The organism is Alteromonas sp. a30, assembly GCF_026788005.1.
Classification (GTDB): Bacteria; Pseudomonadota; Gammaproteobacteria; order Enterobacterales; family Alteromonadaceae; genus Paraneptunicella.
Map to the genome: position 1 here is coordinate 126,309 of NZ_JABEPE010000011.1, position 21,520 is coordinate 147,828.

19 protein-coding genes are annotated in these 21,520 nt (G+C 42.9%); 6 read left to right on the forward strand and 13 right to left on the reverse strand.

The window, feature by feature from the left end; genetic code table 11:
* Window positions 1-267: 267 nt before the first annotated feature.
* On the reverse strand, window positions 268-891 hold the full coding sequence (locus tag HJG39_RS12265; protein ID WP_268409523.1) for an alpha-ketoglutarate-dependent dioxygenase AlkB family protein: 624 nt from the start codon (window positions 889-891) through the stop codon (window positions 268-270).
* A 46-nt stretch (window positions 892-937) separates the two neighbouring features.
* On the opposite strand from HJG39_RS12265, the gene HJG39_RS12270 reads away from it, so the two are divergent.
* Window positions 938-2,179 (forward strand): methyltransferase, encoded by a 1,242-nt coding sequence (locus HJG39_RS12270; RefSeq protein WP_268409524.1) that lies wholly within the window; start codon window positions 938-940, stop codon window positions 2,177-2,179.
* A 27-nt stretch (window positions 2,180-2,206) separates the two neighbouring features.
* On the forward strand, window positions 2,207-2,839 hold the full coding sequence (locus HJG39_RS12275; RefSeq protein WP_268409525.1) for a peptidylprolyl isomerase: 633 nt from the start codon (window positions 2,207-2,209) through the stop codon (window positions 2,837-2,839).
* A 1-nt stretch (window position 2,840) separates the two neighbouring features.
* On the opposite strand, the gene djlA is transcribed toward HJG39_RS12275, so the two are convergent.
* From djlA to HJG39_RS12315, 8 genes are all read right to left on the reverse strand, one after another.
* Window positions 2,841-3,791, reverse strand: a complete 951-nt coding sequence (gene djlA / locus HJG39_RS12280; RefSeq protein ID WP_268409526.1) for a co-chaperone DjlA — start codon at window positions 3,789-3,791, stop codon at window positions 2,841-2,843.
* Window positions 3,788-4,495, reverse strand: coding sequence for an N-acetylmuramate alpha-1-phosphate uridylyltransferase MurU (gene murU, locus HJG39_RS12285; protein WP_268409527.1), 708 nt, complete (start codon window positions 4,493-4,495; stop codon window positions 3,788-3,790). Before murU ends, djlA begins: the two co-directional genes overlap by 4 nt.
* Before the next feature lie 60 nt (window positions 4,496-4,555).
* Window positions 4,556-5,578, reverse strand: coding sequence for an aminoglycoside phosphotransferase family protein (locus HJG39_RS12290; protein ID WP_268409528.1), 1,023 nt, complete (start codon window positions 5,576-5,578; stop codon window positions 4,556-4,558).
* 188 nt (window positions 5,579-5,766) lie between these two features.
* Window positions 5,767-6,438 carry a hypothetical protein gene (locus tag HJG39_RS12295; RefSeq protein ID WP_268409529.1) on the reverse strand — a complete coding sequence of 224 codons (672 nt, stop codon included), beginning with the start codon at window positions 6,436-6,438 and terminating at the stop codon, window positions 5,767-5,769.
* A gap of 267 nt (window positions 6,439-6,705) precedes the next feature.
* Window positions 6,706-7,620, reverse strand: a complete 915-nt coding sequence (locus HJG39_RS12300; RefSeq protein WP_268409530.1) for a DUF2608 domain-containing protein — start codon at window positions 7,618-7,620, stop codon at window positions 6,706-6,708.
* Between the two features lie 124 nt (window positions 7,621-7,744).
* Window positions 7,745-8,410 carry an HAD hydrolase family protein gene (locus HJG39_RS12305; RefSeq protein WP_268409531.1) on the reverse strand — a complete coding sequence of 222 codons (666 nt, stop codon included), beginning with the start codon at window positions 8,408-8,410 and terminating at the stop codon, window positions 7,745-7,747.
* A gap of 66 nt (window positions 8,411-8,476) precedes the next feature.
* Complete coding sequence (locus tag HJG39_RS12310; RefSeq protein ID WP_268409532.1) at window positions 8,477-9,202, reverse strand: nucleotidyltransferase family protein; 726 nt, start codon at window positions 9,200-9,202, stop codon at window positions 8,477-8,479.
* Complete coding sequence (locus tag HJG39_RS12315; protein WP_268409533.1) at window positions 9,199-10,659, reverse strand: PfkB family carbohydrate kinase; 1,461 nt, start codon at window positions 10,657-10,659, stop codon at window positions 9,199-9,201. The genes HJG39_RS12310 and HJG39_RS12315 overlap by 4 nt, the downstream gene beginning before the upstream one ends.
* Before the next feature lie 303 nt (window positions 10,660-10,962).
* On the opposite strand from HJG39_RS12315, the gene HJG39_RS12320 reads away from it, so the two are divergent.
* Window positions 10,963-11,916 carry a Wzz/FepE/Etk N-terminal domain-containing protein gene (locus tag HJG39_RS12320; protein ID WP_268409534.1) on the forward strand — a complete coding sequence of 318 codons (954 nt, stop codon included), beginning with the start codon at window positions 10,963-10,965 and terminating at the stop codon, window positions 11,914-11,916.
* Between the two features lie 19 nt (window positions 11,917-11,935).
* Window positions 11,936-13,225: an O-antigen ligase family protein gene (locus tag HJG39_RS12325; protein ID WP_268409535.1), complete on the forward strand. Its 1,290-nt coding sequence runs from the start codon at window positions 11,936-11,938 to the stop codon at window positions 13,223-13,225.
* Window positions 13,226-13,243: 18 nt separating this feature from the next.
* On the opposite strand, the gene HJG39_RS12330 is transcribed toward HJG39_RS12325, so the two are convergent.
* Genes HJG39_RS12330 through HJG39_RS12345 form a run of 4 tightly spaced genes read right to left on the reverse strand, consistent with a single transcriptional unit; the run spans window position 13,244 to window position 16,780 of the window.
* Window positions 13,244-13,978, reverse strand: a complete 735-nt coding sequence (locus HJG39_RS12330) for an SDR family oxidoreductase (RefSeq protein ID WP_268409536.1) — start codon at window positions 13,976-13,978, stop codon at window positions 13,244-13,246.
* A gap of 18 nt (window positions 13,979-13,996) precedes the next feature.
* Window positions 13,997-14,518 carry a WbuC family cupin fold metalloprotein gene (locus HJG39_RS12335; protein ID WP_268409537.1) on the reverse strand — a complete coding sequence of 174 codons (522 nt, stop codon included), beginning with the start codon at window positions 14,516-14,518 and terminating at the stop codon, window positions 13,997-13,999.
* A complete protein-coding gene (locus tag HJG39_RS12340; protein WP_268409538.1) occupies window positions 14,515-15,720 on the reverse strand; it encodes a methyltransferase domain-containing protein in 1,206 nt (401 codons plus the stop codon). Before HJG39_RS12340 ends, HJG39_RS12335 begins: the two co-directional genes overlap by 4 nt.
* On the reverse strand, window positions 15,713-16,780 hold the full coding sequence (locus tag HJG39_RS12345; RefSeq protein ID WP_268409539.1) for a Gfo/Idh/MocA family oxidoreductase: 1,068 nt from the start codon (window positions 16,778-16,780) through the stop codon (window positions 15,713-15,715). The genes HJG39_RS12340 and HJG39_RS12345 overlap by 8 nt, the downstream gene beginning before the upstream one ends.
* 247 nt (window positions 16,781-17,027) lie before the next feature.
* Between HJG39_RS12345 and HJG39_RS12350 the strand changes: the two genes are divergently transcribed.
* Both HJG39_RS12350 and HJG39_RS12355 read left to right on the forward strand, forming a co-directional pair.
* The gene (locus HJG39_RS12350; protein WP_268409540.1) at window positions 17,028-20,657 is read left to right on the forward strand and encodes a motility associated factor glycosyltransferase family protein; all 3,630 of its coding nucleotides are present in this window, start codon (window positions 17,028-17,030) and stop codon (window positions 20,655-20,657) included.
* A 35-nt stretch (window positions 20,658-20,692) separates the two neighbouring features.
* Complete coding sequence (locus HJG39_RS12355) at window positions 20,693-21,520, forward strand: FkbM family methyltransferase (protein WP_268409541.1); 828 nt, start codon at window positions 20,693-20,695, stop codon at window positions 21,518-21,520.

Sequence of the window (21,520 nt, forward strand, 5' to 3'; positions counted from 1 at the left end):
ACTAAACCCACCTGCGATGCGACACAGAGTGATTTAGCACATATTTCACCTCGGCATTAGCGTTAAAAAATCACCCGATAAAACATCAAATAGAGAAATCTTTATGCCAATAAAATTACCAACAGGCACAAACTGTGCTTTATTAAATCTAGCCGTTTAAAAAGGAATTAGACACAAAAACAAACACAAATATCACTTGCAATTCGGTAAGCGTTTGAGCCTAAGCCATATATTTTTTTGGTTCAAAAAAGCAGCAAAAAACGAGAATTATGTATAATTTGTCCTGCTAAAAATGTGTCGGAAAGTTAAACTCATTCGTTCTTGCATCGGCTTAACAGACTTGGCAATGCCATGCTGCCAAAAGCGTTGCGTGCTCCCTGACATCACTAATAAACTGCCTGATTGCATATCAATATTGAGCCTGTCACGTTTATTTCGATGCCGAAATTTCAGCCTCCGCGTTTGCCCAAAGCTCAGCGCAGCAATTGTTGGATGAGGGCCAAGTTCTGGTTCATTATCCGAATGCATTCCCATGCTATCTTGCCCATCTCGATACCAGTTTCCCAGTACACTATTAAACGTACAGCAAAGATACGCTTCACAGGCTTGTTTCAACTCGTACAACATGGGAGTCCAACCTTGTGGACGCATCGACAAATTAGAATAACGGTACTCAGCTTCTGCATCACCATGCCACGCTTGAAGCCGAGGAATGGTAACTGATTTACCGTATAAAGTAATCTCATCTTGTGACCAACTCAGTGTTTGCTTTAGTGTTTCTAAGCAACCATCAGCCTGATCAAAAGAGATAAATTCAGGAATATAGATAAGTTCAGCATCAGGCACATCAAAACGAATGCAATCTAAGTCGAACAAGTGGGTTTGCTTCATATATAATACTTTGCCTTATTGATTGAGCGGACGATAAAAAACACCGATGCCAGCACACCCTTCTCAACAGCCTCAGCCTAACACGCTTTTTTCATTGCCTGCGTTGCCCGCTTTAGGTGCGCCAACATCACTCACTTTACAACGATACCCTGCTCAGCATCAGCACGTAAGCTTACAAGCGTGGGACGCTGCCGACGAGTATCTCCTCAATCACGCCAGCGAGCTAGCATTGCCTGAAAACGCCCATATCATTATTTTAAACGATGATTTTGGTGCGCTTACCTGTGCCCTATCTCACTACGCCGTTACATGGCAATCAGATTCCTGGGTAGCGCGCAAAGGTTGCCAAACGAACCTTTCTCTTAATCAGTTACAAGATAGGCCCGTACGTTACCTCGATTCTCTGACGCCTTTGAGTTCAAGCCATATTCCAAAGGTGGATTTAGTGCTGATGAAGTTACCACGCAGCCATGCCTTATTGGAATATCAACTTGCATCATTACAAGAGATAGCCATAAACACGCCTATTGTAGCGGCGGGAAAGGTGAAATCTGTGCAGCGTTCTGTGCTAGATGTATTTACCCGGTACTTAGGCAAGACCACTACCTCGTTAGCCGTGAAAAAAGCTAGACTCATCTTCTCCGGCGATCAACAACAAACAGAACAACAACCGGAAGGAAAGCCTGCACAAACCGTTAAACCGCTTCCCGAACCAACGGTGTGGAAAACCGAATCGCCGAATTTCACCTTATTCAATTACGCCAATGTGTTCTCCCGTGCTCAACTTGATATTGGTGCTCGACTATTGCTCGACAACTTGCCCAATGCAGGGAATCAATCTGTAATCGACTTAGGCTGTGGCAACGGTATTTTAGGATTAACTCTGCTGTATCAAGCATTGGAAAATGGCACACCGATAAAGAAAATGATTTTTGTCGATGAATCCAGTATGGCGCTCGCGTCTGCCTATAAAAATGTGGAAGCTAATGTTCCAAAAGCATTACCTCATTGCGAATTTATCCTAAGCAACTGCCTTGAAGAGTTACAAAAAGAAAAAGTGAATCTGGTGCTGTGTAACCCGCCGTTTCACCAGCAAAACACCATTACCGATCACGTTGCTTGGCAAATGTTCAATGAAGCGAAACGCATACTCCACCCAAATGGCGAGTTACGTGTTGTAGCCAACCGACATTTACAACATCACGATAAAATGAAACGTTTGTTCGGCGGCTTTCGTGTGGTTGCAAGCAACAAAAAATTCAGTATTTTATCTTCTTTCAAAAAATAACGTCGAATTCAACCAAAAGGAAACACTATGCGCCGCCTAGCATTGTATTTAACGCTTATTCTCACAAGCCTGCTTACCTCACAGCCAGCATTGGCCGTTCCACCTGTTTTAACCGTGAGCGATGGTGCAGCAATCCAACCAGATAACTTATTTCCCATGGTAAAATTTGAAACATCTATGGGGAACGTCGTAGTAGAACTGGACAGAATCAAAGCGCCGCTCGCAGTGAACAACTTCCTACGTTACGTGTCTAAATCCAGCTATAACAATACAATTTTTCATCGCGTCATCGATAACTTTGTTGTTCAAGGTGGCGGCTACAATGTGAAATATGAAGCATTACCCGAATTTCCTCCCATCATTAACGAATCTGGTAATGGTTTAAAAAACACCTTGTATAGCATTTCTATGGCACGGAAAAATGAGCCGCATACAGCAACGCGTCAATTTTTCTTCAACATGAATGACAATACTAACCTTGATCCGGGCAAAGACTGGGGATACACAGTATTTGGACAAGTAGTAGAAGGCAGCGACGTCCTAGATAGTATTGCCGCTGTGGAAACTGCCTTTAATCCCGATGTAGGCTGGCGAGATGTTCCTGTAGAACCTGTAGTGTTAAAACACGTTACCGTGCTGCCCCAAGCACCACTTCAATAATTTAGAATTGTTTATGCTTACGAATGGACTCGTAAGCCGCCTGAATATCTTGCGTTTTCTGCTTCGCCAATTCTAGTGCCTGTTTAGGCAAACCTTTGGAAACCAACTTATCGGGATGATGCTCAGACATTAGCTTTCGATAGGCACGCTTTATGGTTTTCGTATCATCAGATTGCTTCACCCCCAAAATACGATACGCGTCGGCTAATGATTGTTGCTGTGTATAATTTGCTTGAGACTGCTGTTGTCTGTGCCAATGGCTCTGTGACTGTTGTTGCCCTTGATGGTGGGTCCTACCGCTATGTGCGCTGCGGCTACGTGAGCTTTGGTTTTGTGTCTCTTGATATTTCGCACTGGCTTGCTGAGCACGCTGCCAACCTCTGCGAAAACGTAATTCTGCTTCATAAGATGAAATTAAAAATCGCAAATGGTGTTGTTTGAAACCTAACTGTTTCGCTACATTTTCCAACACTCTTAATTCATCTTTATCCAACGTACCATCAGCGAAGGCCGCTTGGATTAAAATTTCTAAGAAGACTTGCAATATGTCTTTGCGACCATAGCAAGACTCACTGAATTGGTTCAAAATCGACTTGATGGGAAAATCAGCCGCTTTACCTTCACGGAACGCTTGTTGTGCTTCTTTTCGGGTATCACCTGTTAGCGCCATTTGGTCCATCAAATCTGAAGCAACTTGAATTTCTTCTTCTGTTACCCGACCATCAGCCTTCGCAATATGACCTAAAACAGAAAACAAAGCATGAAAGAAAATAGCTTGTTTTTGTGCGTCTTCTTGGCTAGTGAAAAAACGTCCAAACCCGCCAACGCTGTTAAAGTCCTGACTGTATCCTTTGTCGAACATATGCCCCACGATAAAACCAATTATCGCACCGGGAATACGCCCAAACATAAAACCAAACAGGGTGCCTAGTATTTTCCCCCAGACCGTCATGACGCAAGCTCCTGATTTAATTCCGCTAAGCGTTGGGGTGTACCAACGTCCTGCCATTGTCCTTGATAAACCCATGCAGCTAGCTTATTTTGAGCAACCAGATCATCTAACACTGGACGCAACGGCAAAGGCTTTGCCTGCAAAGCAGTAAACATTTGAGGACGATACACCCCAACGCCAGAATAAGTAAAACGTGGGCTGTGGGGGGATTGCTCAGCGGCCATTAAACGCTGTTCAGTAACGGGGAAGTCTCCTAACGGATGATGCGCAGGATTGTTAACCATCATCAATGCCGCACTATCTTGCTGAGAAAGAATGCTTAGCGCCGTATCAGCCGCTTCACTAAAATCGACATCACACCAAACATCGCCGTTCACAACCCAAAAAGGCTCCGCGCCATTTTTAGTTAACAACGCAAGCGCATTGGTAATACCACCAGCGGTTTCCAGCAACTCACTTTCGGTAATGTAGTCAATATCCACACCAAAACTATCACCGTTACCTAAACGCGCTGGAATTTGTTCACCCAACCAAAATAGGTTAATGACGATGTGTTTCACCCCCGCCTGCACCAGCTTTTCGATGTGATGAACAATCAGCGGTTTACCCACAACCTCTAACAAAGGCTTAGGAGTATGATCGGTTAGGGGACGCATTCGCTCCCCCTTTCCCGCGGCTAAGATCATGGCAGTTTCAATCGGCATGGCGTGCTTGTTTTCCTCTTTAATTGCTAACGTATTCCTTGGTTTTTAAACGTGATGTAATTAACGGTTTTTTACTTCTACCGCTGGCTTTATTTTGGTGTCTACCAGCACAGCAAAGTCAGCACACTGTGGAATATTACGTCCAATACGGACTAGGTAATCCAGCGTGCGGGGAATATCATTCAAATAGCTGGTTTTCCCATCTCGATGACACAAACGCGCAAAGATACCGCTCGCTTTGATATGCCGCTGCATCCCGACACAATCGAACCAATGAGCAAACGCTGCCCAATCATACTGCGAATAATATTGCTGATGTAACGCCTTAAGTTGCGACTGCACAAATTCATCAGGCCAAACCACGTAACAATCTCGCAGTAATGACACGGCATCGTAAGTAATGGGCCCCGTTACAGCATCCTGAAAATCAATGACGCCAATCTCATCATTAGCCAAGATCATTAAGTTTCGTGAATGATAATCTCGATGCACGCCTACTTGCGGCTGTGCTAAGAAGACCGAGGTTAAAAAATCTTGGGCTTGTTTGATGATTTGCCACTCTACATCAGTCAACTCAAGCCCTAAATGCACTACCAATAACCAATGATTAAACAAATGAAATTCTGCTTCTAGTAGCGCGTCATCAAAAGCTGGTAAAGGCATCATGGAGTGCTGTTGCTCGTGAGATGCTTTCACTTCTGTGACTTGCTGAATGTGTGGCAACTGCGCTAGTGCTTTTGCGTACCACTGCGCTTCATTACCTTCAGAAATGACCTGAGAAAACAACACGTCGCCGAAATCCTGCAACAAGAGAAACCCATTCTGTAAATCTACTTCAAGCACTTCCGGCACTGCCACCCCCTTGGCGTGGTATGCCTTAGCTAAGGCGACGAACGCTTGGTTTTTTTCCGTTTGTGGCGGTGCATCAACGGCAATAAAAGCGCTTCCGTTGGAATAACAGCGAAAATAGCGGCGGAAGCTCGCATCACCAGAAATCATATGGAAATTATCGGGTTGAAAATTCGATAGTGTTTGCAACCAGTGTATTAGTTGGGTTTCGCGTTCTGCGTGAGAGTGTGTCATTGGTATGTGAATTTAGGCGATTTTTAAGTGTATTGATGTTGCTGGACAGTATAGCGGGTTGAAAAAGCGCTGAATACCACCGATAAACTTTCCCAATAAAACAAAACCTCCGAGTGTTGGAGGCTTTAATTTAAATCATCCTAAAAAATACCTGCCCTTCCTTAGATACTAAGTGGTTAGGCTCCTACTCAAGGACAAAAATGTTTAGGCACGGGTTTAGTAAACGGCACAGATTCTCGCTTCGTTGCTAAACAGCAAATTAGTGAATCGTTGGGGATCATGGGGGTATATTCCGTATCTTGAGTATCCGTGAATTGTACTTTGGAATCATCCGCTGATAACAAATAAGTATCGCCCGGCGTCATTAAATCCCAAGGCTCGGGGTTAGCATTGGTACGAGTGCCCATAGCATCCACCTCAAAGCCATTACAGCGATAAAACTCATAAAACAGAGCTGGACTAATAGAGTAAAATCCACGGCCAAAGAAGCCTGCTAAGTTGCTGGTATGGAATACCTTCCCATTCAATTTCACCATTTTGATAATATTAGCCATCACAGTAGCAATATCAAAGCAACAATATAACGTGCCAGAGTCAATCACCCAATCGTATTTGTTGGTGAAATCGTCAGGCAATGGCTCATTCAAGTCGACTTTGTAAGTAGGGTTTCCATGAATATCAAAGGTATCGACGTGTGCAAATTGAGTACTTTCTTGGAATTCAATCACGCTCGAAGGATGATGGAATTGGCAATCTCCTAATATCGCCAAACGTCCCCCGCATTTATTCGCATCATTCGCAGCGAAATCTTTTTCTCGGGCTTGCTTAATAAAATCGTAGTCTGCTTTTTCAATTGCCATGAAATCTTCCTATCTTCTAAAAATGCAATTTAAAACTCTGAAAGGCTGTCCTTAGCAACGTGACTCGCACTCTGATTTACTACACGCCACCAGCAAGCTCGTTCGTTAATACTTCACCCTCTCCCTAATATTTACGTTGTTTCTTACTCATACTAAAGGAATAAAATAAGAAAAAAACTACACAGACGCAAATATTTACCGTATTACTCTTTCAGGCTTTTCTCTTTTTAACCCATATGAAGACTTCTAACGTTATCTAATCTTGGATTAATCCAACGCAGGATCAAGCAATTGTCGTTCCAAAACCCCGTTAATTTGATTCCATCTTTCTGTCGCTTTTTGCTGGTAACGTTTTGCCATTGAACCACTCATAAACGCTTCTTTGTGTTTTTTCAATGCGGTGTAATAAATAGACACGACTTCTAACGTAGACTTTTCAAATGCCTCTGTCACATCTTCGACATTTCCCAAAGAATCATCAATAAACACCATATGAGTAATATGCCTAGCCGCGGGTTGCTCTCTGTTGTAACGGTGAATAAAGCATTTCAAATTTTCCCCTTTATTTTGCCCAGCGAGATATAACACACCGTTGCGATAGCTGATTGCTCTGTCATTAACGCAATTCAGATAAGGGCTTTGCATCGGCTCATCCTTAAACTTAGGGGAATTTGCAGCAAAATGCGCTAGCAGGCTTTCTTCTTTTGTGACCTTCAAACTGGTAAATTGTTGCTCCGTAGCGGAAATATTTTCATTCCCTCGTGCGGTAGCCACTAATGTTTTCACCCCATTTTTTTGCAATGAAGCCAGCACCGATGGCACATTGTCTTGAGTGAAAACCATGTCATTCATGGCGAATAACAAAGCAGATACTTCAAGTAACTCGGGAAAAGAATCGGCCACTTTTTGGTGATGATCGGTTTCTAACAATTTTTCTTGCCAAGAAAACCACGATGCTCCGCCCAAAAATTGACAGGTACGCGGCGAGGAGAGATCTGGACAAGGCATAGCGGTTAATGTGTCGTCGTTATCCGAAACCACTAATGTATGAGCGGGTAGATTCCATTCATTGACTGTATTCGATAACACATCAAACGCAGCAGAGGTGATTTGTTTTGCTCCCGAAACTGCGGTGAAAGGAGCCAATAAAGCAACCAAGGGGAAGATATTCCGAAACTTCATTCTTTTTTCCTAAAAATGCGAAAATAGTTTGTCGGAACTAACTTTAGCAGCCTTATTGAATTTTACGAATATAGCGAGGCATTGATTTTAATTTTTAAACGTAAACCAATGCTATATCAAAAGGTTAGGCAAACTCTCCCAAAGGTTGATTATCAGATAAATCGACTTTAAATAGCTCAGCAACCCCCGAGGCAATTCCTTCCCCTCCTAAACAAGGGATGACATAATCGGCAATCGCTATTATTTCTGATTCAGCATCCGCTGGACACAGCTTTAAACCCACTTGTTGCATCGCCCCGACATCATGTTCTCCACTTCCAACATAAGCAACTTGTTGAGGTTCTACGCCATTTTTCTTCATCCATTCACGCAAAAAACCGGCTTTATCTATACATTGATCAAACAAGTCAACCGATAAAAACTCAGCCGCAGACTGGGAAACCACATCCGAGCCAGACGAGAGTAAACTAACCAATTTACCAATACTTCGGAGTTGTTTGATGCCTCTCAAGTCACTTTGGTCACAACGAACTGATATATCACCTTTGCTATCAATATAAACTTTGTTATTGGTCAATACCCCGTTAAAACCAAAGAAAATATACTCAATTTGGGCGATCTGTTGCACGGGAGGCTTGGGTTTTTGGCTTAAAATTTCATCATGGGTTATTTCGGTTTGCCACAACAGAAAAGCCGTTTCGATGGCAAATACACTATTGGGTGGCAACCCTTCTTGTTTTACTAACTCAGTAATGAATTGTTGGAGTTTTTTGCGATTAATTTGATTCACGTTAATGTTGCACTATGTTCTTGTACGTTGAATGTGACGGGCTTATCTTTAAACAATATTATCGTGCTACGAGTCAGACTTTTGCATTAACCTGTTTGCCAATGCATAAGTTTGGGGCGTGCCAATATCGATATGAATCCCCTGATTCAAATAAGTATTCGCTCGCCCAATTTGCAACGGCAAATAATCACGACACAGGTCATCATACTGGTCTTGCAACGCGCACATATCATCCAAGCCCGCTTGACTTGTTATCACCACAGCGGCATTGGCTAAATACCCAAAGCGCTCAGGCTCCTCTTTTGCTGCTTGAGGCTTCTCAATATAATCAGACAACAGCCCATTTGCATCTGTTTTTACAATCCCGCAACTCCAAGGTGTTGGAGTCTTAAATAACATCATCGTGAGCCGCGCCGATGCAGGACGCTGAGTAAATGCTTGCTTAAATCCTTGCCAATCGGTTAAACAAAAATTATCGGCATGCGCAATGAGCGTTGCGTCTTCATCGAAAAAATCTCGATAAGCACGAATGGAACCGAGTGTACCTAACAGTACAGGTTCATAGACTAACTCCACTAAATGCCGATAAGGAGAAGCTTCGATATAATTTTCTACTTGTTTATGAAGGTAGTGAGTATTTACTATTATTTTATGACAATCATGCTCAGCAAGTTGTTCTAGCCAATATCCAAGCAACGGTTTTCCGGCGATGGGTACTAAGCATTTTGGGGTGTGATCGGTAAGCGGCTTCAAACGTGTGCCAAACCCTCCGGCTAACAATAACGCCTTCATATCTGCTCTAAATACTGTTTAACTTTTTGCATATCAATAGGCTTGTTACCTACCTGACTAATGTGAATCGCGGATGCCACCATTCCCATTAAAGATGCATGCCACAAATCACATCCAATTTGTTTCAACAAAGAAGTCGTAATTAATAGCAAATCTCCTGCTCCAGAGACATCAACCGGGTTCTTATTCAGCGCTGGCAGGGAGCTTAAGCGAGGTTTATTGGGGTCGCTGAAATCCAACATTAACGCACCGTCAGCACCCAATGTAATTATCACATTGTCAGCTTCTAGTTTTGCTGCAAGTTTTTCAATGATGACAGCTAAACCAACATCATTGTCTTGAATATTGACTGCAAGTCGTGCTTCTACTTCGGTCGGTGTTACAAGCATTAAATGCGTAAATTTACTTAAATCACCTCTTTGAGAGGATGTTTGGCTGTCTGCCACCATATTCACTCCCTGACGACGCGCTATATCTTGCATAGCTTCAACCACATCGGAAGTAAGTAAGCCGTAACTAAAGTCGGAAAACACCACTAAATCATAGCGATGAATGTTGGCTGCAAAGTCTTTTAACAACTGAGCTTGCAACGTTGAAGGCAAAGAGTGACTACGGAACTCGTTTACTCGCAATAAAGTTTTATTCTGCGTTCGGTAACGACGCTTGACCGTTGTTGGACGCGAATCATCTTGATAAATATAAGTATTCACGCCGTGGCCGGACATCTTTGTTTCCAGCCAATCTGCACTGCTATCAACCCCGGATACCGAATAAAAGTCCACCTGAGCCCCGAGTGTTTTAGTGTGCTGGGCAACAATAGCGGCTCCACCAACAAACAAGTTCGTATCTTGCGGTGTCACCACGATGGTCGGATCTTCTCGAGACAAGCCCACCGGATCGCAATCAATGTATTCATCCAGAATAATATCACCAACCACTGCAACCCGAGTTTGCGATATTTTGTCCAACGCTAACTCAATTTGTTGCCTTTCTATATGATGCCGAGATAGGTAGTTACGATAGGCCGTTGGAAAATGGGCCTCATTTTTATAGCCATTGCTGTGTACAAACTTTTCCGCATTGAACTGACTTTCCCCCGAACTGAACATCAATTTCCCGTGCCACTCTTTCAACCACATTTCTTCTGGGTTGTGGCGATGTTTGAATTCACTGCCTTTCAGTACAATTTCGGGCTTTAGTTCACGCAGCGTCTTTTCTAAATCTTCGACTAAAACGATGTGGTCAATCAGACTTACCGTTTTTAATGCTTGCAAGCGTTCGCTGTCTTCAAACATATTAGGTTCAGAATCGGTTTTCTGTTGCAAGCCAACGACAACTTCGTCAGCTAATTCAGAAGCGAATTTGAAAAGGCGGATGTGCCCGGGATGTAGCACATTAAAAAGGCCAGAAATGAAAACGCGATGTTTTTTAGGTTTGAATTGCTTGCTATTGCTCATGCTTTTGTTCCGATCCACGCTCTAACGTCGTGTTTTGTGCGCAAGATTGACAAGATACACAGCAAAACACAAGAAGAAATAGGCTACCTCTAAAGGTTATCGGAAAATGCGCTTATTTCTTGAAAATCCCAAGAACAGGTTAGTAATTTAGCCAAAAATAATAGCGCTCCCTCATATCTTGAACTTCGCTCACAAATTAAGAGCTTAGGGAACCATAGACACTCAACTATTTAGCGGTATAATCGCCAGATCAATTTGTCTGTCAATCCCAACTACAGTAAATAGGGACCCGCTTTTAACGCCATGGATCAAAATTTTATAACTCAAAATTCACAGTCTGAAGATAACAGTAGTATCGATTTAGGTGTACTTATCTCTTATATCTGGAAAAAGAAACTTTCCATCTTCGCCTTTGCTGCTTTTTCAGCGATTATTTCCATTATCTATGCGTTAAGTTTGTCCGACCAATACAAGTCATCCGCAATACTAATGTCAACCTCCTCCACTTCATCACCAAGCCTTTCGAATTTGGGCGGCTTGGGTGGTATTGCCTCTTTAGCCGGGCTAAGCCTTGGCGGTATGCAAGATGGCGATAAGTCCACAATTGCTATTGAACTTATTCAAACTTGGGGATTTATTGAGAAATTTATTCAAGATAACCAATTGGAAGCTGAAGTTTTTGCATTAGAAGGCTGGGACAAAGAAAACAACATTCCGATTTATAATGATGATATTTATAACGTCAAAGAAAACACTTGGTTGCCAGATCCAGATGGAGACGAAAACGAAACCTTGAAGCCTACCAGTTGGCTTTTATATGAAGCAATAATGGAGCGCATCAATATCTCGAAAGACGAAGAAACTGGGTTTATTACCGTTTCTGTTGAACACTTTTCTCCCTATGTCGCCAAAAAATGGGTGGATTTACTTGTTTCAGCAATTAACGATGAACTTAAAATGCGTGAAATATCAGAAACAAACAAGAAAATCCGCTACTTAGAAGAACAAACAGAGAAAACGCACGTTGCAGAAATGCGTAATATTTTCTTCGAGTTAATTAAAGAACAAACGCAAACCCTTATGCTCGCAGAAGTCTCTCAAGAATATGCTTTAAAAACCCTAAGCCCGGCAAAAGTAGCTGAGAAAAAATCCAAACCATTTAGAGCTGTTATTGTTATTCTGACAACTTTCTTAGGTGCGATGTTAGGTTTAGTCGTGGTCGTCGTGGGATTTATTCGTGGTACCTTATCGAAATAATTGATTGAGGGACCTTGCAGTGACCAAAGCACAATTTTATCGATACAGCAGTGTAACTATCCTTTTCTGCATGTTTCTCACTCCCACCATTTCCATTCCTGGTTTTATTGGTATTCGGTTTGAAGAATTGTTTATTGTGCCTTGGTTGGCCCTCTCGTTTTTATTTCGCCCCTCTCTGAGAATGCTCATCCCCTTTAGAGCCTTCTTTTTTCTGCTCTTTAGTATCTTACTAATTACCTCCATTTCGGTTGGCAGTATCATGCAACTTCCAGCGTCATTGTTGGATTTAGTAAAATTAATTTGGATTGTAAAAATCTTCTTCATCTACAGCATTTTGTATAACTTCATCCATAGTGACTCGGATTATTACCAGCGACTGATATACATTCTAAGGATATTTGTTATTTTCGGCTTTGTGTCGGCGTTGATCTGTATACAACAATACTTTGATATTCTCTCGCTGAACCGTTATTACGTTCCTATTATTGCACCGACTCAATTCAACACCCTTATGCCGGGTTATTCATCACCTCGTGTTGTTGGCATCATTGGCAATCCCAATGCACAAGGGTTGGTCATGGCCTTCACCCTGATTACACTTACATACCTTATTCTCGAAAAGCGTATTAAATATGGTTCCGTGCTTTTTGTAGTGCTTTTTTCCGCCCTAATTATGACGCTTTCTCGAAGTGCCTTTATTGTTTGGGGCTGTGGCACTGTATGTTTAATTCTGCTTTTCAGGGGCGGTTGGAAACTAACCATTTATAAGTATGTACTGCTGGCATCAGTGATTGCCATTATTGGTGTTATGTTTGTTTTCCTACGAGACAACAAAGTCATCTACAACCTTATTTTGTTTAGATTTGAGCTGTTAGCAAATGGCTTAGAAGAAGGCAGCTTTTCCGCACGATTTAATCAATGGATGCTCAACATCAGGTACTTTTTGGAAAGTCCTATTTTTGGTGTTGGCCCCCTTCCACGAGCAGGAATATTTCATTTCGCCGATAACGAATGGTTAGTGCTTCTGCGCTCCTATGGTCTTGTAGGAACGGGCTGGTTAGTAATGACGCTGACGCTGCCTCTACTCTTATTCCGTCCAGCCCATAAATGGGGGAAAAACTTAAAAAGTTTTAACTTATCGATACTATTGTGTGCATTTATGTATATGGTCCCTGCCGCAGTGCTAACTGGGATCAACACCGTTTCATTTTTGATAGTGCTGTTAGCTTGTATTGATCAAAACCACTCTGCTATCGTGTGGTCCAAATCGTCCAGATCTCGCACCAATCCAGCGCTCTCCGAATCATAACTTTACAAGCTTAAAAGACTACCAAGGTAAGCTTTCGCCCAACCAATTTTTAAAAGCGCCGGTTTCATCAAGATTGGTGTCATCTATCACCCGACGTAGCCCTTCAACCGACTCTTGTACAGGTACTTTGGCATTTGGGCCACCCATGTCGGTAATAACGTGTCCCGGATGCAGCATCATGACAGTAACGCCCATGGATTTAACGTCTAGTGACAAGCTGTACATAGCGGAGTTCAATGCTGACTTTGATGAGCGATACAAATAAGCACCGCCGCCTTCATTTAAGCCGATGCTGCCCATATCGCTGCTAATAGTCACGATTTTACCAATCTGACTTTGTCTGACGTTTTCAAACAATTGTTGCGACAAATACACTGGAGCCATGCAATTGATATGAAATACTTCATGCCACTTGTCAATGTCCACATCCAGTAACGGGGCGTTGGGCCCAAACATACCGGCATTATTAATCAGCACATCTATCGGTCTGTCTCGTAACGTGGAAACAAAAGCTTGAACGGAGTCCTGATTAGTGACATCTAATTCACGGATCACCAAGTTGTTTTGGCCTTTACGGCTAACCTCATGCGCTAAGGCTTGTAACTGTTGCGCATTTTCTGGGTCTCGACAGGCAGCAATCACACGACACGATTGCCCTCCCGACACACCGTTAAATACATATTGCTTGGTCAATTCCAAACCAATACCGCGGCTTGCGCCTGTGATAATGATATAAAAAGAGTTGTGATTCATTGCACTTGCTCGTTGAGATTATTTAAGATTTATCGCACTTTTAACAAACGTTATATAATCAGGCACTTCTTCAATATGACGCCCCATTGGCGCCCAATCTGGAAATTCACAATCGGACGCATCAAACGGTCCTTGGGTAACTTCTTTAAAGACAATAACATCCGATTGAATGATTAACATATGCCACACTTTTGCTGGCATTTTGAAGTAGAAAGTTTTGCCTGTTTGCAGCGAGCCCAGCGCGATGCAGCGCTCAATATTACCGTCTTCATCAAACAAGATTAACGACCCTTCACCTTCAAGCACCTGAAATGATTCGCTTTTGGTGATGTGTCGATGCGGCCTAACATAGGTGTCCTTGGTATGAACAATAAACATTTCATGTACCAAGGAATCGGGCTCTTCATGTACACATAAGCGTGTACGCTGCTCTTTAGTTGCCAAGCCCAAGGTGGAAAGCTCCGCTAAATCAGCTTGCGTTAACGTGCATATGGCCTCGTCGTTGTATAGCACGGCTTCATTAATGGTTTTATATTTCACGACCATGTCTCCGGCTGAAAAATCGATAGGAACACACCGCCAGATTCAATAAAGGCTTGGTTCCTTGCTACGATTTTTTCGTTATTCCAAGGGTTACAAGTAAGCAAACAAAAGCGGTAAGTGCCATCGCGGAGTTTGTTTGAGCCAACAATCGGCAAACGACACCCCGGCATAAATAAACCTTGTTTGTTAGGATCGTCATCAATCACAACATCAATCACATCTGCAAGGCCGTAATAATTGACAAACGCCGCACCTAAATGCCCAGCGCCTAAAATGGCAACACCGCCATATTGCATCTTGTAAGCTTCAAGCTTCTGCTGAAAAAACTGCTGCATTGGTAAAAAGCGTTGTTGAAAATGCGCTGTTAGTTCGGCATCTCGAACATCCGAAACCGTTAAACTTTTTGTATCTCCATCAGACCTTTTTAACACAGCAACCAGAATATCCTCGAGAGCCATTGGGTAACGGATAATACGCTCAACCTGCAAGCCATAACGTGCTAGCAAATCGACTAGGGTATTTTGCGTAAAGTACAAACTATGCTCTTCCCAAATAATCGTATGTTGAACGTCTTTAAATGCTTTTTCATTATCAGGAACTTCTAATAACGCCACGCCTTCTTGTGAAAGCATTGCCACCACGTTGTTCAGAAAAGCTTGTGTTTCCCAAGTGTGCTCAAGAATATGACGACCGATAATCACATCGTATTTTTTTAATTGAGCAACTTCAGCCGGCAGCGGCTCCGAAATTGCCGCCTGCACCACTTCAACCCCCGGCTTTACCTGCCCCGCTAATTTAGGATGCGAAAACAGCTCCGTTTGAGTAAAACCCAAGGCATTAAAACGTGCCAATGTACTGCTATCTTTTTCGCTTAAGCCCAAGATACTCAGCTCTGCGCCTTCGGAAACGTGAGTCAATAAACCGGTGACTTGACTCACTAAATCATCCAGATGATCTTCCGGTTCATTAATTTGAATCCACGAATAAATTGGCGTGATAGACGGCCAGTCTGGTGGGTCTATCAACCCGACTAAACCAGAGTTCTTACCCACCCCTAAACGAATCGGGAATAGGGTTTCTGGCGCATCCTGCGATGCTAAAAACTTATGCGCAACAGGATGCTCGCCTACGTCTATCAACAATTCAGCCGCTTCACCTGTCACTAACCGATACGCATTTTCAGCGCTAACTTCAGACAAAATCTAATTCCTGCCCTAACTGAGAAGATTGGAACGCCAATTCAATCACTTTAATGACGTTCAATGCTTGTTCTGCCGGCACATCCAACGAAGACTCTCCTTTCACCGCAGCAACAAAGTTTTCATAGTAAGAAAAATAAGAACCTCGCTCCGTTTCAATGATAACGGGTTCATCATGTTCTTTGTTTTGGATATTACCCTCAGGTGGCATCCTCAACCATTGACCATAGTTTGCTGGCTTATCAACACCAAATGCATCATCAAATGGCGACATATTCGCAGCAAGCTGCGCTTCTTGCACATCCTGCGCTTGTTTAATGAAAGTCCCTTCTGTGCCTTCAATGTAAAAACGAAAAGGCGTGGCTCGTGCAAAGGAAGAGCCGCGCAAACGCACTTGGGTTAAACCGCGATTGTAAGAAAGCTGAATATCGTAGTAATCATTGGCTTCGGCACCTTCACGTTGTGCCAAGGCTTTGGCAAAAACTTTTTCAGGCAGGCCCAGTAAATGCAAAGCTTGATCAATAAGATGAGAAGCAAGATCAAAGATTAAACCTGCGCCGGGGCGATCTTGTTCGCGCCAACGTCCCCAAACCCGCGGGCGGTATTTATCGAAACGAGACTCGAAATAACGTAGCTCGCCTAATTTTCCTTCTCCAATTAATTTTTTCGCGGTAAGGAAGTCGCCATCCCAACGGCGGTTATGATAAACACTGAGCAACGTTTGTTGTTTTTCCGCTAAGGCAATTAACGCCGTGCCTTCATCCACACTGCACACAAAAGGCTTATCAATAATGACGTGCTTATTAGCAAGCATCGCTTTACTGGCAATGTCGGCATGAAAGTCATTAGGCGTTAAAACCACCACCACGTCTATATCCGCTTGCGCGATAAAATGATCCACTGAATCGAATACTTCAGCATCGGGAACGACGGCTTGGATTTCCTGTTTCGGTTTGGAAGAATACACCGCAGTGACTTTTGCGCCGGCTAACCGAGTCAAAATAGGTAGATGAAACACTTTCGCGGCCAGTCCAAAACCCACTATGCCAAATTTAATCATGGATACTCCTGTGTTAATCATAAGAGTGCGCACCTAAATTTAAGGCACACATTATTTGTATTATCTGCCGAAACAGTCATTTTTAAATATATTTTTAGATATGACGATTTATGTCGATAGATCATCATACTTACATAAATAAATAACATGCAGTAATCTTGTCAGTTACACACCAGAAATACGAAATCGGGCTAAATTTTCAGTCTTAGAGCCCAAATAAACATCAAGTTAGTCGCTGGATTAAGAAATGTTAAAGAATATTAGGTTGCACATCGAAAAAGATGAGCAAAAACAGGAAGCGCTAGAAGCTAAATTAGCCGAGTCGTTGCAGACCGTCCATAAAGACAATATCAACGCCTTTCAGCGCAGCATTCCCTCGTTAATGCCTTACATCACCCAAACTCAGTCGCAAAATTTGTCGATTTTTTGCAACAAGCTGGGGCACTTTAACATTGTCGATTATGGCCTTGGTCGTGTCCTTTATGGTTTTAATCCAGAGAAGGACAACAACGCCCAAGTTCAGGCTTTCTTACAACATGGTCAATACATACACTTTTCAGGGAAACAACCCACTTCTACAAGCCTTCCTAGCGACGTCGACCCAACACTGATTACCGAACTTCCCAAATTAGAGGATTATTTACATCAACCGAAAGTGCCAGAAAAAATCGACTGTTTGGTAATCTTGGGCATTGGTTTGGGTTATCACATTAAAGCCTTGCTGGAAGCTTGTTCGCCCCGCTTTGTGATTATTTACGAACCGGAACCGCAATATTTTTCCGCATCAAATTTAGTATTCGATTGGAAAAGCATTCTTAACGACGTCAAAGAAAAAGACATTTCCTTGTTCTTTATGCTGGAAAAAGACGGGCGCGATATTATCGACAACATTGAAGAGCTACGCGAGCATTACCCGATCGACGGCTTTTACTTATACAAGCACTTCCATCACCCGATTTTTAACTCCATACAAAAGCAATTAGCATCGCAAAGTTGGGAACAAATCAAAGCTTCAGGCTTTCATTTTGATATGAATCAGGATGCCAATCAGTATATGCAGTTTTTCTCGGAAACCTGCCAAGTTGAGCGCTATCACCCGGTTTCTGAGGACTCAGGCACCTTTGCCAACAACATTAAAGCCTTCGAAACTTACTTTCCTAACATCGCCAAAGAATTTAAGGATTACCAGCCGAAAAACTGGTTGCCCGTGGTCACGCCAGAAGGCGACATCAATATCGTTAATAAAGAAAATTTAGTGTGCTGGTATAGCGACACGCCCAAAGACGATTGCATGACCAACTTCCAAGGTTTTTCCGACTACCCGCACAAAGACGGGCTAATTTTGGGTTATAAAGGCAAAAAGCTCGCGCACTATTTGCACTATAAATTTGTTAAAGAAACCGACGAATTGTTAGAGGCCGCCGAAGATGAAGAAGGCGCGTTACCTGAAAATATTCAGTCGATGATTATGTTTGGTTTAGGCGTGGGCTATCAGCTTGAAGCTCTGGCACAAAACCACTCGCTGGAAAAACTGTTTTTATGCGAACCGAATCCAGACTTCTTTTACGCTTCCTTGTACGCCATTGATTGGCAAGCTATTTTCGACGCTATCGACGATAAAAAAGGCAAGCTGTATATTAATATTGGTGACGATGGCACCAACCTTTTCCGCGACTTATTAAGCCAATTTTACTCCATTGGCCCGTATATTCTTAACAACACTTTCTTCTATCAGTGTTATTACAACGCCTCATTAAACACCGCAATTGCAAAGCTACGTGAGCAATTACAAGTGGTAATTACCATGGGCGAATACTTCGACCACGCCTATCACGGTATCGCCCAAACCAAAGAAGCCCTAAAGCGAGAATATCCGAACCTAATCAGCCGTCCAGAAAAAGCCTTTTCTTACGATGAAAAAGAAGTGCCGGTGTTTTTAGTAGGTAACGGCCCATCGTTGGACCAGTCCTTAGAAATGATTCAGGAATGGAAAGATAAAGCCATAATTGTGTCCTGTGGTACAGCGCTACAAGTCATGTATCGCAATGGTATTGTGCCCGACTTTCACGCCGAAATAGAACAAAACCGCAGTAGCTTCGATTGGGCTTCAACCATTGGTGATTTCGACTACTTAAAGCAAGTCACACTGATTTCCTGTAACGGCATTCACCCCGACACCTGCGATCTTTACAAAGATGTGTTTGTTGCCTTTAAAGAAGGGGAATCGTCCACGGTTTCTGCTTTACAAGTGATTGGTGAAAAAGACTATTCCGTGCTGCAATTTGCCTTTCCAACTGTGGCTAATTTTGCCTGTAACCTGTTTACTCAACTGGGTTTTAAGAGCCTGTATTTAATCGGCATCGACATGGGCTTTGTTAACGACAAACGCCACCATTCGCAGCAGTCAGCCTATTATTTAGAAGATGGCAAAGAGCTGTACGAGTATTCCGATGGCATCAATACTTCGTTTGTTGTACCCGGCAATTTCCGTAAAACCGTGTTTACCAAGCACGAATTTAAAATTGCCAAAATGGTGTTAGAACAGCTTATTTCTACTTCATCCAAAGATGTCAGCTTCTTTAACTGTAGTGATGGCGCGCAAATTGTTGGGGCAACACCACTTGCCGTCAATAGCGTATTAATCACGACCTCAGAACAAGACAAAGCAGACGCCATCAAAGCCACGCGGGAAAAAGCCTTCCGCCGCTTAGAAGGCGAAAAAGTCATTCAACAATATGAAGAAAAATACGCCTCGGACTCGTTAGAAACCGAGCTCAACACCTTTGAACAATGGTTAGATAAACCCATTTCCACCTTGCGCGATGCCGAAGCTTTAGTGGAACAGCAAAAAAACCTGCTGTTTTTGTCGTACCAGCATGGTCGTTCATTATTGTTCTATTACTTGTACGGCACAGTGAACTTTGCCAACGCGATGCTCACCAAACTACTGTACTCATCGAAAGAAAACGGCGTAGAGCAATTCGTAAAAGGATTGGACGTATGGAAGCGCTACTTTACCCGCTTTAAACACATGATATTACAGCATCAGTCGGCATTTGACGTGTCGAAATCGCCCAACAATCTGCTTCAAATTATTTACAATCACATGCAATATCAGTTTAGAAATACCAAAGTAGCGATTGTGAATAACTCCGCAGGTTTTGTGGAAGCGATTCAGTACTTCGACAAAAACGCCATACATTTTAACAATACCGAACTTTGTTTTTTAAGCGTGCAGGAAGCGGAAAAAGCCGCGCAGAATAAGGCTTCATTTGACTATGTGATTTATCACTATGTTGATGAGTTTGATGGCCCTCGCTTTAATGATGTTGCCACAACGCTCGCGCATACGCCGCTAAAAGGCAGCGCTAATACCGTGATTGTGGATTACCATTTGAATCGAGAGCAAATCCTTGAATTACATGAAGCTTGGTCGGGCCAATTAACCTTATTAAAAGTTGCCCGCGATCCGCGTCCATTCGCGCAAATGCACTGGCTGAGCGACCTTAACCGCGTTGCCCTTGGCGCACTAAGCGCTGCACTAGAAAAACACTACCACATCGTTTTCTTAAAATACTTAAGGCTCGAAGACACCGACAGTCAAGAGTTTGCCGATGCGGTCACCTTCGAAACCACCAGCACAGATCATATTTACTCGCACTATCGTTATGTCTGTATCGACTTAGAAGGCGAGCGTGGCAGCACAGGGATAATGGGCATTGGTGATCGTGGGGATATTTTGGAGAACCTCAATCGACACACTGATTTTGTTTCACTCACACTGACACAAGAACAACTCGCGCACGCAGTAGATGTTATAAACAAAGTGATGCCAACCGTTGTTAACGATGTTCCATTCACGGGCGAAAGCCATTAATTCAGGCAGCACAGGTAAATGCAGGCTCACTTTTTATGAAAAAATGGATACAAAAACAAATCAAAGGCATCAAGACTTATTACGCTAGAGATGGCTTAAAAGGCGTTCTGTATTATATTAAACACCGCTTTTATAACCGTCTTATAAAGCCTGTGTTACACGCTGACTTCTGGATACCTTTTAGCGCTGAACGGCGTTTAGCGAAACGCTTTGAAGCCACCTTTCCCAAAGTCGACAACACCCATTTTTTAACCATGGGTAATTACGTTATTTATGACGACAAATCCCTCAGTAACGAAAGTGTTGTTTACTCGTTAGGCGTGCTAGCCAATACCGATTTTGACCAAGCCGTTGCCGACAAATACCTGTGCCCGATTTACCTGTTCGACCCATCGAATATTGCCCGTGATCACTTACAAAAAGTGAATAATCCGCTGTTTAAATTCCAGCAAATCGGCGTGTGGAATGAAACCGTGGAAATGAACTTTAAAACCCCCAAATACGGCGGTTCACCTTCCATGATCGCCAGCCACGATGGCAAGCAATTCGTGCATCAATGCGTGGATATAAAAAGCGTTTTAGCAGAACATCAACATGATCGCATTGATATTCTAAAGATGGATATTGAAGGTGCGGCATTCGCTATTTTAGAGCGCTTGTTGGAGATTGAAGTGTATCCCAAGCAAATCATTGCAGAATTTGAGCGGATGAATCGCGACGATGTGATGAACTTTTTCAACTTTTACACACGCCTCATTCACCTTAATAACCAGCTTAAAAACTTAGGGTATAAGGCGTATGTCATCCCGCGGGACAAATACAAATACTTCTCGATAGAACTGATTTTTGTTCGGCATGTGTGA

Excerpts from the sequence above, each read along its gene's own strand:
- HJG39_RS12265 (WP_268409523.1), bottom strand. The coding sequence starts at position 891 with ATGAAGCAAACCCACTTGTTCGACTTAGATTGCATTCGTTTTGATGTG.
- HJG39_RS12270 (WP_268409524.1), top strand. The coding sequence starts at position 938 with ATGCCAGCACACCCTTCTCAACAGCCTCAGCCTAACACGCTTTTTTCA.
- HJG39_RS12275 (WP_268409525.1), top strand. The coding sequence starts at position 2,207 with ATGCGCCGCCTAGCATTGTATTTAACGCTTATTCTCACAAGCCTGCTT.
- djlA (WP_268409526.1), bottom strand. The coding sequence starts at position 3,791 with ATGACGGTCTGGGGGAAAATACTAGGCACCCTGTTTGGTTTTATGTTT.
- murU (WP_268409527.1), bottom strand. The coding sequence starts at position 4,495 with ATGCCGATTGAAACTGCCATGATCTTAGCCGCGGGAAAGGGGGAGCGA.
- HJG39_RS12290 (WP_268409528.1), bottom strand. The coding sequence starts at position 5,578 with ATGACACACTCTCACGCAGAACGCGAAACCCAACTAATACACTGGTTG.
- HJG39_RS12295 (WP_268409529.1), bottom strand. The coding sequence starts at position 6,438 with ATGGCAATTGAAAAAGCAGACTACGATTTTATTAAGCAAGCCCGAGAA.
- HJG39_RS12300 (WP_268409530.1), bottom strand. The coding sequence starts at position 7,620 with ATGAAGTTTCGGAATATCTTCCCCTTGGTTGCTTTATTGGCTCCTTTC.
- HJG39_RS12310 (WP_268409532.1), bottom strand. The coding sequence starts at position 9,202 with ATGAAGGCGTTATTGTTAGCCGGAGGGTTTGGCACACGTTTGAAGCCG.
- HJG39_RS12315 (WP_268409533.1), bottom strand. The coding sequence starts at position 10,659 with ATGAGCAATAGCAAGCAATTCAAACCTAAAAAACATCGCGTTTTCATT.
- HJG39_RS12320 (WP_268409534.1), top strand. The coding sequence starts at position 10,963 with ATGGATCAAAATTTTATAACTCAAAATTCACAGTCTGAAGATAACAGT.
- HJG39_RS12330 (WP_268409536.1), bottom strand. The coding sequence starts at position 13,978 with ATGAATCACAACTCTTTTTATATCATTATCACAGGCGCAAGCCGCGGT.
- HJG39_RS12345 (WP_268409539.1), bottom strand. The coding sequence starts at position 16,780 with ATGATTAAATTTGGCATAGTGGGTTTTGGACTGGCCGCGAAAGTGTTT.
- HJG39_RS12350 (WP_268409540.1), top strand. The coding sequence starts at position 17,028 with ATGTTAAAGAATATTAGGTTGCACATCGAAAAAGATGAGCAAAAACAG.
- HJG39_RS12355 (WP_268409541.1), top strand. The coding sequence starts at position 20,693 with ATGAAAAAATGGATACAAAAACAAATCAAAGGCATCAAGACTTATTAC.